This window comes from Corynebacterium sp. J010B-136 (genome assembly GCF_002967075.1).
GTDB lineage: Bacteria > Actinomycetota > Actinomycetes > Mycobacteriales > Mycobacteriaceae > Corynebacterium.
Window position 1 is genome coordinate 39,561 of the sequence record NZ_PUGE01000007.1, and the last position, 13,548, is coordinate 53,108.

At 54.6% G+C, this 13,548-nt stretch carries 12 protein-coding genes; 2 read left to right on the plus strand and 10 right to left on the minus strand.

Features of this window, described 5'->3' with window-relative positions; genetic code table 11:
* Positions 1–5: 5 nt before the first annotated feature.
* From C5Y44_RS10915 to C5Y44_RS10935, 5 genes are all read right to left on the minus strand, one after another.
* A complete protein-coding gene (locus tag C5Y44_RS10915) occupies positions 6–197 on the minus strand; it encodes a ubiquitin-like protein Pup (protein WP_105324971.1) in 192 nt (63 codons plus the stop codon).
* A gap of 72 nt (positions 198–269) precedes the next feature.
* Complete coding sequence (gene dop / locus C5Y44_RS10920; RefSeq protein WP_105324972.1) at positions 270–1,838, minus strand: depupylase/deamidase Dop; 1,569 nt, start codon at positions 1,836–1,838, stop codon at positions 270–272.
* Positions 1,823–3,424: a proteasome ATPase gene (gene arc, locus C5Y44_RS10925; protein ID WP_105324973.1), complete on the minus strand. Its 1,602-nt coding sequence runs from the start codon at positions 3,422–3,424 to the stop codon at positions 1,823–1,825. The genes dop and arc overlap by 16 nt, the downstream gene beginning before the upstream one ends.
* Before the next feature lie 145 nt (positions 3,425–3,569).
* Positions 3,570–4,406: a tRNA (adenine-N1)-methyltransferase gene (locus C5Y44_RS10930; protein ID WP_066793973.1), complete on the minus strand. Its 837-nt coding sequence runs from the start codon at positions 4,404–4,406 to the stop codon at positions 3,570–3,572.
* 43 nt (positions 4,407–4,449) lie between these two features.
* Complete coding sequence (locus C5Y44_RS10935) at positions 4,450–5,700, minus strand: M18 family aminopeptidase (RefSeq protein ID WP_105325045.1); 1,251 nt, start codon at positions 5,698–5,700, stop codon at positions 4,450–4,452.
* A gap of 94 nt (positions 5,701–5,794) precedes the next feature.
* Here C5Y44_RS10935 and C5Y44_RS10940 point away from each other — a divergent pair, with 94 nt between their 5' ends.
* The gene (locus C5Y44_RS10940) at positions 5,795–6,640 is read left to right on the plus strand and encodes a RecB family exonuclease (RefSeq protein ID WP_105325046.1); all 846 of its coding nucleotides are present in this window, start codon (positions 5,795–5,797) and stop codon (positions 6,638–6,640) included.
* Positions 6,641–6,770: 130 nt separating this feature from the next.
* Entirely contained in the window at positions 6,771–7,910 is a 1,140-nt protein-coding gene (locus tag C5Y44_RS10945; RefSeq protein ID WP_105325047.1) for an HNH endonuclease signature motif containing protein, read from the plus strand.
* 130 nt (positions 7,911–8,040) lie between these two features.
* Here C5Y44_RS10945 and C5Y44_RS10950 read toward each other — a convergent pair whose 3' ends face one another.
* The 5 genes from C5Y44_RS10950 to C5Y44_RS10970 all read right to left on the minus strand — a co-directional run bounded on the left by C5Y44_RS10950 (position 8,041) and on the right by C5Y44_RS10970 (position 13,537).
* Positions 8,041–9,705, minus strand: a complete 1,665-nt coding sequence (locus C5Y44_RS10950; RefSeq protein ID WP_105325048.1) for a formate--tetrahydrofolate ligase — start codon at positions 9,703–9,705, stop codon at positions 8,041–8,043.
* 139 nt (positions 9,706–9,844) lie between these two features.
* On the minus strand, positions 9,845–11,443 hold the full coding sequence (gene aspA, locus C5Y44_RS10955) for an aspartate ammonia-lyase (RefSeq protein WP_105324974.1): 1,599 nt from the start codon (positions 11,441–11,443) through the stop codon (positions 9,845–9,847).
* Between the two features lie 165 nt (positions 11,444–11,608).
* On the minus strand, positions 11,609–12,454 hold the full coding sequence (gene hisG, locus C5Y44_RS10960; protein WP_066793986.1) for an ATP phosphoribosyltransferase: 846 nt from the start codon (positions 12,452–12,454) through the stop codon (positions 11,609–11,611).
* A gap of 78 nt (positions 12,455–12,532) precedes the next feature.
* A complete protein-coding gene (locus C5Y44_RS10965; RefSeq protein ID WP_066839830.1) occupies positions 12,533–12,796 on the minus strand; it encodes a phosphoribosyl-ATP diphosphatase in 264 nt (87 codons plus the stop codon).
* 51 nt (positions 12,797–12,847) lie between these two features.
* On the minus strand, positions 12,848–13,537 hold the full coding sequence (locus C5Y44_RS10970; protein WP_105324975.1) for an HAD family phosphatase: 690 nt from the start codon (positions 13,535–13,537) through the stop codon (positions 12,848–12,850).
* Between the last annotated feature and the right edge of the window lie 11 nt (positions 13,538–13,548).

Below are 13,548 nucleotides of genomic sequence, written 5' to 3' on the forward strand. Positions count from 1 at the left end.
AGGTCTTACTGACCGCCCTTTTGAACATAAGACTTCACAAACTCCTCTGCGTTCGACTCCAACAGGCCGTCAATCTCATCTAATAAATCATCGGTGCCCGTCGTATCAACGTGGACCTGACCAGCTGCTTGAGCCTCGTCATCGGTTGAATTATCTCCGCTACCGGAACCATAAACCTGGGATTGCTTTTCAGACATTATTTCTCCTCTTAGTGCTTTGAACTCTTAATCGCCAGTGTCTTCTCTTTATCGTTAGTGTGCAAACGCACGCTAACGTCGTACTTTAATGGGCTTGGCTGTACGTTGTATGCCAATTCCCTGCTCCTCGAGCTTTTTAACCAAGCCGGACACCGTGGACGATGCATCGATGATCTCCCCTACTGCCTGGTAGTTGAAACTGCCCACATCGTCGAAGCGAATATGCGCTAGGTGTGCTGTGGTGTCTGTGCCTTGCGTGACTTGGTGCTCCTGTACGGACATCACTTGCCAGTTGGTAGCCAAGACATCCTCGCCGAATTTCTCCGTGACTCGGCCACGGAAATACGCCCGGGTATCGTGTGGCGGCGTGGTCTTAGCCGTATCGATTTCCTCTTGGCTTACCAGTGTTCGCATCTGCCCCTTGCGCACGAGCGCGTGATACAAAGACTTTTCAGGATCGATATCGGTGTATTGCAGGTCGATCAGGGCAAGTTTGGGATCATCTAACGCAACACCGCGGTTGGTAAAGCCTTCAATGAGGCGATATTTTGCCACCCAATCGAGAAGATGGGCGGCGGACAGGGGGTCATCGACAAGCAATGCGACAACCTCATCCCACGCCTCAAGTACCTTTGTGTCTACCTCGGAACCTGGGGTGACGCGCTCGCGGTAAATGGCCAAAATCTCTAAAGCGGTGAGCTCGCGGCCGTCTTTGAGCTTCAGCTTGTGCTGCAAACTCAGATCGCGGCTGACGTTCTTGATTTCCGCGACGGGGTTGGCAAGTTTCAGATCGCTAAAATCAATGCCCTGTTCGATGGCATCGAGGACCATGGAGGTCATGCCGAGCTTGAGCAGGTTAGAAGTCTGCGACATATTGGCATCGCCCACGATAACGTGCAGGCGACCCCAATGTTCGGCGTCGGCGTGTGGCTCGTCGCGGGTGTTAATGATGCCGCGGTTAAGCGTGGTCTCTAGCGTAATTTCCTGCTCCATGTAATCGGCACGCTGGGAAATCTGGAAACCTGGCTCGGAGCCATCCTGCTCGATCCCGACCCTGCCGGCGCCGGTGACGACGATGCGCGCGACGAAAAACGGGATCAGCGCCTGCGCCAACACGTCAAAGTCCGTATCACGCGAGTATTGGTAGTTTTCGTGCGCACCATAGGATGCGCCCTTGCCGTCGACGTTGTTTTTATACAGCTTCAACGGTGGGCAGGGCTCATTATTCGCCAGAACGGACTTGCCTTCGGCGGTGAGCCCGGCGACCGCTGCCGCGGCATCGAGCAAGACACCATCACCGGCGGCATCATAGACCATCGCATCCCACGCGTTGGAGCACTCCGGGGAGGAATATTCAGGGTGCGCGTGGTCAACATAAAAGCGCGCGCCGGCGGGCGTGACCACATTGGCAACACCGATCGCGTTGGGATCCACAACGGGCACGGTGGAATAGCGTTTGAGATCGAATCCGCGCATATCGCGCAGCGGATGTTCTTCAGCGAAATCCCACCGCGAGCGCGCCGTAGTAAACATCGCACCATAAGCAACCACCGCGTGCGTCGAGGTGATGATCGGGGAAAGCTCTGGCCACTCAGGCGTAGAGATACCGTATTCAGTTTCAGTGCCTAGGAAACGTGCCATGTTGAACTCCTAAAACCTAAAAACTCGATGCTTTCAATCTTAAGCCCTTGACTCAGTGGGCTGGAAGAGCCACCGTCGATGGTTTTGACCCATTCATCCGCATTCGTCTTGGTGGGCAAATGCTCGCTTTCTGCTTGCTCAGCAGCAATAGCCAGTGACAAGTGCGCGCGGTCGATGCCTTTTGGCGCATCTGGGTTCAGCAGAGAATCCTTGATAGCCAGCTTCTTTGCACGCGACATGATATTCGCGATCATCGCACCGGAGACAAAGTCCCGGTAGTGCAAAACGCGGTCCGAACCATCATCAAAGTGGACGCGGACAAAGGGGCGGTCTCCGAAGAGCTCGTCGGTGGCGAACTCGATGAGATCTTGACGCTGGCCAATGTGCGGAACATCTTCTGGGAAGTGCGAATCAAAGATATCTTTCGCACCTTGTTTATTCGGGCGATTGACGCGCACCTTAATGTCAAGGCGGCCAGGGCGCATGATTGCTGGATCGATGAGCTCATCGCGGTTAGTCGCGCCGATGATGATGACGTTGTCGAGCTTTTCTACACCGTCTAGCTCCGTCAGCAGCTGCGGGACGACGGTGGTCTCCATATCCGAGGACACGCCGGAGCCGCGGGTGCGGAAGATCGATTCCATTTCATCGAAGAAGATAATGACAGGACGGTTGGGGTTAATTGCCGCAAGCTCGCGTGCGCGCTCAAAGATCATGCGGATGCGGCGCTCGGTCTCACCGACGAACTTATTGAGCAGCTCCGGACCTTTGACATTAAGGAAATAAGAAGATGACTCCTCCCCCATTTGCTGGGCGAGCGAATTCGCTACAGCCTTTGCAATCAACGTCTTACCGCAGCCCGGAGGGCCGTATAACAGCACGCCTTTAGGCGGGCTCAGTGCATAATCGCGGTAAAGCTCTGGGTGCAGGAAAGGAAGTTCGACGGAGTCACGGATCTGCGAAATTTGAGCATCCAAACCGCCAATATCCTCAAAGGAGACATTGGGGACTTCTTCCAGCTGCAATTGCGAGACTTCGGTTTTGTGCACGTGCTCCAAGATGATGCCCGCTCGGCTATCGATGAGCACCGTATCACCCGAGCGCACCGAATCGCGCAGATGCTCTGCGATAATTGCGATAGATTCTTCATTATTGCTTGCTAAGACCACCGCGCGGTCAGAACCGATGCGCTCGGACAAAGTGGCAAGTTGGCCATCGCGTGGAAAACCGCAGCCTTCGACAACCACCATGCCATCGCCTAAGCGAACCAGCTGGCCAACTTTTAAAGTCCCTGGTTCTACCTGCGGGGAAATCTTCAAACGCATGGGCCGGTTATTGGTATAAACTTCGGCGTCTCGGCGCGAATCGTGCGGACGGCCGGAATAACCCAAAAAGATTCCGTAGGAGGATGCGGGTTCGGCTAATTCATTAACATCTGCAGCCAATTGCTGCAGTTTATTGCGGGAACTTTGCAACAACGAGGCAAGTGAAGAATTGCGTTCACTAAGCTTGCGCACCTGAACGCGTAACTCACTCACGTTGTGGGCGTCTAAATTCTTTTCTTGATCTCGGTTGGATTGTGACATGAGTCCACCTTAGCGCTTTGAGTAACCTTGCCGTTCAAAACCACGCGGTTAAAGCTAAGGCAAAGCTTACCCTAATAAAAACGCAGGTCAGCGAGTGTGACCTGCGAGATGCTAATACCGTGGGTGGGTAATTTTAGGGGTAATGCTAGCGGCGCGCACGTCGCTTTACCGCTGGTGGAGTCACGCCATCGGCCAGGCGACGGGTCCAAATCAAAAAGGCTGTGTGGGCATTCATGCGGTGCTCTGGACGGGTTGCAAGGCCTTCGACCTTCCACTCACGCACCAAAGACTCCCACGCGCGCGGCTCGGTAAAGCACTTAAGTTCACGCAGGCCTTCCATAACCTTCATCAGCTGCGGCACGGTGGCAACATAGGTCATAAAGACGCCACCTGGGATGAGCAGATCGCGTACGGTCTCCAAGTGCTCCCATGGCTCGAGCATATCCAGGACGATGCGGTCGACCGGGCCGCCGAGATCATCTACGGTGACATCTCCTAGATCACCTAGGCGTGGTGACCACCATTCAGGTTTGCTGCCGAAGTACTCTTCCACGTTATTTTCGGCAAATTCCAGGTGGTCTTCGCGGATCTCATAGGAAAATACGTGGCCTTCAGGTCCCACCGCACGCAGCAAGGTCATAGACAGCGCACCTGAACCAGCACCCGCCTCCAAGACGCGTGCGCCCATAAAGATATCGCCTTCGACCAGGATCTGCGCCGAGTCTTTAGGGTAAATCACGGCAGCGCCACGCGGCATTGAAAGGACATGGTCAACCATGAGGTGACGGAAGAGCAAGAAATCAGAGCCGAGTGTGGAAGTGACCACGGAGCCCTCATCCATGCCTACGATCTGCGAGTGCTCAATGATGCCGCGGTGGGAGTGAAACTTGACTCCCTCTTCCAGGACCAAGGTGTAGTGGCGACGTTTTGCATCGGTAAGCTGCACTCGGTCACCGTATTGAAATGGACCGGAATAAGGCATGTGAGAATCTCCTTTAGCGCCGAAAGGCTAGGCTCTAGTTCTTTTAACCAACCAAGTATGCCTTAAGTGCGTCGATCATCCATAGTTGGTCTTGCACGCCCACAAGTTCACGGGCTGAGTGCATGGACAATAACGGCACGCCCACATCCACGGTGTCAATGCCCAAGCGCGTTGCGGTGATTGGGCCAATCGTGCTGCCACACGGCACGGCGTTATTACCGACGAAACGCTGCACTGGAACTCCAGCACGCGCACAGGCGGACTCCCACAGGTGGATTGAGGTGGCATCGGAAGCGTAGCGCTGATTCGCGTTAATCTTCGTCACCGGGCCCTGGCCAATCAACGGGTGGTGGGTCGGATCGTGTTTGCCTGCATAGTTGGGGTGCACGCTGTGCGCGGCATCGACGGAGATGCACGAAGAGCGTGCATAGATCTGCCGGCGTTCTTCTTCATTCTTGCCCAGTGCCGCGGCGGTACGGGTGAGCACATCTTCTAAAATCGGGCCCGCAGCACCATAGCGTGATGCCGAACCGACTTCCTCATGGTCAAAGGCAGAAAGAACCAACACATCCTCGCCGGAATAGTCCTCGGCCGCGCTAATGAGCGCCTGCATGCTTGCCCACACCGAAGAAAGATTATCCATGCGACCGGCAGCAAGAAGCTTGTGACCAGCGCCAAAGATTTCACCGCGCTGGGAATCTACGGTAATCAGGTTGAAAGCGGAAATCTCCTTGGCATCCACCTCAAGCTTTTCAGCAAGAATCTCTGCGAAGGAAACATCGTCAGCATCTAGGCCAATAATCGGCTGTACATGTACCTGTCGGTCTGGCTCAAAGTTCTTCTCCCTGTGCAGGTGAATAGCCAGATTAGGAATGCGCACCAACGCACCAGTGTCAACCAGACGCCTCGAACCATCCTTTAAAACCACCTGGCCCGCAAGTTTTAACTCGCGGTCAAACCACGTGTGCAGAATCGGCCCGCCGTAGACTTCAACTGCAAGCTGTGACCACCCAGCATTGCGAAAATCCGGATTGGGCTTGACCATAAACCCCGGTGAATCCGTGTGCGAGCCAACAATCTTAAATCCCCCGGTGAAATTTTCTGGCACAACCCAGGCCATCACTGCCCCGCCGCGCACCATGACATATCCACCGGGAGTAGATGGCCACTGCGCGGTTTCATCGACACGCGCAAAACCAGCGTCCTGCAACCGCGACGCTACTACTTCGGCGGCATGGTAGGAGCTTGGCGATTGCTCAATAAAATCAATAAAGTCTGCAATGGTATTTTCCATACCCTCCACTGTGCCATTTCTTTGCCCGCGTTAAGCTTGAAACACCATGAATCTCCCCCATAACTCTCTTTCTAGCTCTGCTGCTTCTACCCCCATGACTGCAGACAAGCAAGCACAACCTCACGCGCCGCGACGCCCGCGGCCGCTGGCGCTGTCTCCATCGCGCGCGAGCGATTACAACCAGTGCCCTTTGCTGTATCGCTTCCGGGCGATTGACCGCCTGCCTGAGCCAAAGACCATCGCGCAGGTCAAAGGTACTTTGGTCCACGCAGCTTTGGAAAAGACGCATGAGCTTCCGCGCGATGAGCGCACTTATCCCCGGGCGGTGAAATTCCTCAAGCCCGAGTGGGAGCTCATGTGTGAAAAAGACACTGAACTTAAAGAATTAGTGCCCGAGGACGAGACTTTAGACTTCCTCATCGATGCCCGGGATCTGGTCAAGGGCTATTTCCAGATGGAAAACCCGCAAGGCTTCGATGCCAAGGCCGTTGAGATGTACGTCGATACTGTCCTGCCCAACAACGTGCCTGTGCGTGGATTTATTGACCGCGTCGATGAAGCGCCAACCGGGCAAGTGCGCGTGGTGGACTATAAAACTGGCAAGAAGCCCAAGCCGCAGTACTCGCACGATGCCCAGTTCCAGATGCGTTTTTATGCCCTCGTGTATTGGCGCATCCACGGCGTCATCCCTACCCAGCTCCGCCTGATGTATTTGAAGGTCTTCGATTCGATGTTCCTGATGCCCTCGCGGGAGGAACTCGAGTACTTCGAGCGCGATTTGGGTGACCTATGGGCCAAGATCGAAGGCGATGGCAAGGAAGGTCTTTTCCGCCCCAAGAAATCAAAGTTGTGCGGCTGGTGCTCTTTCCAGGACCTGTGCCCCGCATTCGGCGGTACCCCACCAGAGTATCCCGGGTGGCCAGGCTCCACCGCAGATTAGCTTGTCGATGGCTCCTAAACCACTCGCCTGTGGATAACTTCGACCGTTAGGTGACGTGTCACCATAGTTATCCACAGGTTTTTGGCCTTGCCCTAGCGCGGGCTTGCGTTTGCGTTTTAGTGTCGAAGGCATGGATAAGTACGAAGAATTTATGGCTCTTACCAGCCAAGCAATAGGCATCTTAAGAGACATGTCTAAACGCTCGCCATACGACATGGCAAGCGATGGCATGGCACGTAAGACCGCGAAGAATTTTACCTCGATGGCCGATGTTCTTTTCGGCCCCACCGATTCACCGCGGCTGCAACGCGAATCGGTAGCTCTCGCTGAAGAGCGGGGGTTAAGCCTTGAGTATTTAGAGATGGTGGAAAAGCACGCCAAGAAGTTGAAGAAGCGCGGTGCCGCCTGGCGCTTGCGTGCTGAACTTATCGCGTTTGAGGGCACCTTCGAAGAAGTCGAAGCTTACGCCAAGAAACGTGTCACGGAAGAAGGCGGCGACGCACCGAAGCAACGCGGTTTACGCCTAGGTCGCGTTGTAGACGGCCTGCGCACCATTAGTATTACCGATACCCAACGACGTATTACCGCCCTCGAGAAAACTCTCGACGCCGCCATTACCAACGACGACCAGCCCCGCTCCGAAGCATTATTAGAACCATTCTGGGACTTAGTCGAAGGCAACGGCACTGGGCTTATCAAGCCGGAATACCGCACCGTCATTGCCATCGGTCTCGACGATTTCGCGAAAGTTAGCTGCGGGCGGGGCGACAAGGTCATCATCGGTCTCTCCGATGGCACCACCATGACCGGCGCAGAGTTCATCAACGCCGCAATGAAAGGCGCACTCGGCGACAAACTCTATGTCGGACTCTTTCACCCCACCGCTGGGCCGGTCAACCTTTACGAGACCCGCTTCGCATCAGACAAACTACGAACCTTAGCCATGGCAGAGAATCTGGTCTGCCCGTGGCCAGACTGCAATGTGCCTGCGGATAGGTGCCAGGTTCACCACATCGACGCCCACAAACACGGCGGGCACACCAAGCCGTCGAATCTGACCATGCTGTGCAAATACCACAACGGCGTCAACGACGACGGTGACCCGGGTAATCCCGGGTCACAGAAAAGAAAAAATAAGCGAGGAAAAGGCAAGCCCAATCGCGGGAGAATGCGACGCCACCGCGGCAAGGTCCGCCTGCACACCCCTGGTGGGAAGCTTGTGGGCAATACACATGACTTGAGCAGCATGGGGGCGATGGACCTTATCTAATCACTCCAGCCTCCAACAGCGGCAAGTCCCGAGGCCCGACTAGATCCGCCGAAGGTTTAAAGAAGTTCTAGTGCAACAGGTGCGCTCAACAAGCGTGGTACACCTGTCAATTAGTCATGCCCATTTTTAGTTAGAACAGGCCAGAGATGCTTCCGCTAGCATCGACGTCGATGTTGTTGGCTGCAGGTACCTTGGGTAGCCCAGGCATGGTCATGACATCACCGGTGAGAACGACATTGAAGCCGGCACCTGTGCGTGGGATGATTTCGCGCACGTGCAGTGTGTGGCCTTCAGGTGCGCCCAGTTCCGTAGGATCATCGGAGAAGGAGTACTGCGTCTTTGAAATCACCACCGGCATGGTGTCCCAGCCGTTGTCTTTTAAGGTTTGCAGATCACGAAGCGCCCGCTTGGAGTACTGAACTTCCTCTGCGCGGTAGACTTCCTTGGCGATGGTGTCAATCGACGCTTCGACGCCATGCGCCGGATCATATAGCGGAGTCGAGGTTCCCTCCAGATTGTTGAGCAGCGTCTGCCCCAGCTTTTCGGCACCCGCACCTCCCTGGGTAAACACATCGGCCTCGGCGTAGGCAACATCGAAATCTTTCGCCCACTGGCGCATTAAGTCACGCTCTGCCTCGGTATCGGAGTGGAATAGGTTAAGCGCTACCACCGGACGGATACCAAACTTCCGAATGTTTTCTACGTGGCGCTCCAAATTCTTAATGCCCTTGGCCAGCGCCTCCAGGTCTTCTTTCTGCAAATCCTCGCGAGCAACGCCACCGTTGTATTTCTGAGAGCGAATAGTGGCGACAACCACTGCCCCATCCACGTTGAGGCCACCGAAGCGAGCTTTGATATCGAAGAACTTTTCGCCGCCGAGATCCGAGCCAAAGCCAGCTTCAGTCAGCGCGATATCGCCAAGATTAAGCGCGGCCTGCGTAGCTAATAACGTATTGCATCCATGGGCGATATTGGCAAACGGTCCGCCGTGCACAAAAGCAGGCGCTCCACCTAATGTTTGGACCAAGTTTGGCAGCAAGGCATCGCGCATTAAAGCAGTCAAGGCACCTGCTGCCTCAAGGTCGTCAGCGGTAACCGGCTGGTCATCGAAAGTAAAGCCAATGGTAATTGCACCTAAGCGGCGTTTGAGATCCTCCAAGTCGGTGGCAAGACCCAAAATGGCCATGATTTCTGAAGCCGCCGTGATGGTAAAACCGGTTTCCGCGGCAGCACCGTTAACTGCCCCGCCCAGACCAGTGACCACCTTGCGCAGAGCACGGTCATTGACATCTAAGCAGCGCTGCCACGTGACTTTATTGGGGTCAATATTTAAGACATTGCCCTGGTGGATATGGTTATCGATCAAAGCGGCCAAAGTATTAGTCGCAGCAGCAATCGCGTGGAAATCACCCGTGAAGTGCAGGTTAATATCTTCCATGGGCACGATCTGCGCAAAGCCGCCGCCGGCCGCGCCACCTTTAAGACCCATCACCGGGCCTTGGGAAGGCTCCCGAATTGCGACAATAGACTTCTTACCCAGGCGATTGAGCGCATCAGTGAGACCAATAAGGACCGTAGATTTTCCTTCACCCGCTGGAGTTGGAGAAACTCCGGTCACCAACACCAATTTGCCGGGCTTTTCCGGCTTGGGCAGCTTGTCGATGTCCACCTTGGCCTTGTTCGTTCCATACGGAATGAGCGCTCCAGCGGGGATCCCTACACTAGCGGCAATCTCAGCAATCGGATGCAGCTTATGGGCTTGGGCAATTTCTACGTCACTTAGATGCTTTGTCATACCTTCCATCGTACGCAGCGCGTTTAGGTGCTTCGACCACCACCCACGTGATATTAATTCGCCTTCAAAAGCAATGAAAATGCCCTCCACGCAGGAGGGCATTTATCACATCAGTTGTTGCTTAATAAGCACGCGGGATTTATTCGTCCACGTAGAGCTGGCCACGGAACTCTGGGTGCATGAGGTTTTGAACAGAGAGCACCTTGTCCAGCGTTTCTTCGTCCATGAGGCCCTTATCTAAGACCAGTTCGCGAACGCCGCGGCCGGTTTCGAGGGACTCCTTGGCGATGAGGTCGCCATTGTGGTGGCCGATAAATGGGTTGAGGTAGGTAACAATACCGATGGAGTTGACCACGTAGTCGCGGCACACATCAGCATTAGCGGTAATACCGACGATGCACTTCTCGCGCAGGGTGTCCACGGCGTTGCCCATGATACGAATCGACTGGAATAAAGCCTCGCCGATGACTGGTTCCATGACGTTGAGCTGCAATTGTCCTGCTTCAGCCGCCATGGTTACGGTCTGGTCATTGCCGAAGACCTTGAAGCACACCTGGTTGACTACCTCAGGGATAACTGGGTTGACCTTACCTGGCATGATCGAAGAACCAGCCTGGCGTGGTGGAAGGTTGATTTCACCCAGGCCAGCGCGTGGACCCGAAGCCAGAAGCCGCAAGTCGTTGCAGATCTTGGACAGCTTCATCGCCGTGCGCTTGATCGCAGAGTGCAGCAGCACGTAGGCACCACAGTCAGACGTTGCTTCGATAAGATCGCGTGCAGTCTTGATTTCCAGGTCGGTAACTTCGCTCAGCGCAGCAACAACCTGGTGGCGGTAGCCGGCCGGGGTATTAACACCGGTACCGACAGCAGTTGCGCCGAGGTTAACCTCGAGCAGCATGCCCTGTGCCATGCGCAGCACTGCTTGCTCTTCCTGGAGGTTGCGTGCAAAGGCCTGGAATTCATCGCCAAGCGTCATTGGCACTGCATCCTGGAGCTGGGTGCGGCCCATCTTCAAGATGTCTTGGAACTCATTACCCTTGGCTGACAAGGAATCCTGCAGTGCATCGATACGCTCAATCAACTTGTTGATAGAGAAGTACAGACCCAAACGGAAACCGGTTGGGTAAGCGTCGTTGGTCGACTGCGACATGTTGACGTCGTCATTAGGGTTGATGACGTCGTAGCTGCCCTTCTTCTCCCCCAGATATTCCAACGCTAGGTTGGCGATGACCTCGTTGGTGTTCATGTTGGTCGAGGTACCAGCGCCGCCCTGGAAAACATCCAGCGGGAACTGGTCCATGCAACGACCCTCTTCCAGGATCTGGTCACATGCCCAAACAATGGCTTCGGCCTTCTTCTTTGGCAAGGTGTGCAAACGACGGTTGGCCATGGCCGTGGCCTTTTTCACCATCACCATGCCGCGGATGAACTCCGGGATGGAGTTGACGGTGACATAAGAGATCTGGAAGTTATCCAGCGCACGCATGGTGTGCACGCCGTAATAAGCATCTTCTGGAACCTCAAGTTTGCCCAGAAGGTCTTCTTCCACGCGGGTCTTGATATTAGAGGTCTTCACAGCCTTCTCTGTCGCGACTGCTGGACCTTTTAACCCGGTTGAGGCTGGAATTGACTGATTATCTGTCGCTTGAGCATCCGCTGTTTTCGCGGTTGCTTCGGCAGATTTCTCCGGTGCTGACTTATCCTGCGTGGATTCGTCCTTCTTGGAGGTCTTGGCCATGTTAGTTGCGCTCCTTGTTCGGATACGTGCCTGATGTCGCAGCAGAAAACCACGGTGATGTTTTCACCGTGGTTTTACTGGAGGTAATCAAGCAAAACTGAAGTGTTCTGCAACAATCGTAACCGCGTTCACATGGCGTACGAACCAAATCAGGTTGTGATACCCCTAAATGCGGGCAATGCGAAGCTCTGAAGCCAAAATTGCCTCGGCTCCGAGCTTTGATAAATCATCCATGAGCTGGTTCGCTTGCTTCTTTGGCACCATCGCGCGCGCTGCGACCCAATCTTCACGCGCCAGTGGCGAAACAGTCGGACCAGTCAGTCCCGGCGTGATGTTTGTGGCGGCATCCAAGTTGTCCTTGTGGATGTTGTAGTCAATCATCAGGTAGTTATAGGCGTTCAAGATGCCTTGAATACGCTTGAGAATGACCTGCTCATCTTCGGTGACATCGGTGTCAACGCGCTTGATGACTACAGCTTCGGAGTCAATCAATGGCTCGCCGAAAGGTTCCAGGCCGTGCTGACGCAGCGTGTTACCAGTGGAAACGACGTCTGCGATGACATCGGCAACGCCAAGTTTGATGGAGATTTCCACGGCGCCATCAAGACGGATGACCTCTGCCTTCATGCCGTGTTCGGTCAGGTAGTCACGCACCACATTTGGGTACGAAGTCGCGATGCGCTTGCCGTCGAGGTCTTCCACTTTCCAGTTCTGCCCCTGTGGCGCGGCGTAGCGGAAAGTAGATGAACCAAAGCCTAAAGGCAGCAACTCTTGAACCTTGACGCGGGAATCAGCGGCAAGGTCACGTCCGGTAATGCCCAGGTCCAGCAGGCCCTTGGCAACATAAATAGCGATGTCCTTCGGGCGCAGGAAGAAAAACTCCACGCCGTTTGCCTCGTCAACAATGTTGAGAGCTTTGGTCATGCCGCGAGACTTGTAGCCAGCCTCGCTCAGGATTTTCACTGCCATTTCAGACAGTGAGCCTTTGTTCGGAACAGCAATCTTAATCATGAATTGGTCCTTCGAATTTTTCTATTTCGCCTATCCGCGTCGAAAACACTTCAGTTGTTAAGCGGATACGAAGATTATTTACAGGTTCTTGTAGATGTCATCCAAGGTGATGCCACGATGGAGCATCATCACCTGGGTCCAGTAAATAAGCTGTGACATTTCTTCAGCCAGTTCTTCGTCGGACTGGTACTCCGATGCGATCCACACTTCGCCGGCTTCTTCGATGATCTTCTTGCCGATGAAATGGGCGCCCTTGTCTAATGCTTCAACCGTGCCTGAGCCCGCTGGGCGCTCACTGGCTTTTTCTGCAAGTTCATTAAACAAAGTCTCAAAATTCTTCACGGTTACCTATTGTTCCATAGATAGTTGATTTCGCATGCCATTGCCTAGCTTTTACCCCGAAATGCGGGCAAACCAGTCGTAGACATCGGCAGCAGTGGCACCGTCAAGGTGCTTGTTGCCGCTTAGCTTTTCGATGCTTACCGCGCCTTCCGGAATCTCCATCTGCGCATGTTCGGGCAGCCCAATAACCTGGCATCCAGCGGCCAAAGCAGCGCGCATACCCGTCGTGGAGTCCTCGAATACCAGTGCACCGGCAGGGTCGACTCCTGCGCGGCGAGCGGCCTCCAGGTACATATCCGGGGCAGGTTTACCCTCTGCTACTTCATCGCCACAGATGGTGTCGACGAAGAAGTGACGGCCCACTGTGTCGATGGCGGAATCTGCTACGTGTCGCACGGTATTTGTGGTCACGAACATCGCCATGTCATCGCTTTTAAGCTGCGTCAGAAGATTTTGAATGCCTGGGAAGACCTCGAGGCGCTCGGCGAAAAGCTCGCGCGTCTTATTGAAAGTCAAGGCCTGGTACTTCGGATAGTCTTCAGGGGTTAGTTCCACGCCTGCGGCCTCAGCGCAAATGCGCAGGGTGTTTTCGAAGGTCGAACCAACCGTGAGCTGCCTTTGCTCTGGGGTGAGTCGTTTGCCCAATAGCTCAGAGAGAAAATACGTTGCTTCCTCCCACAATGGTTCTGAGTCGGTGAGGGTGCCGTCCATATCCCAAAAGATGGCGAGAGGTTTCTTCATGAATCTGGTGC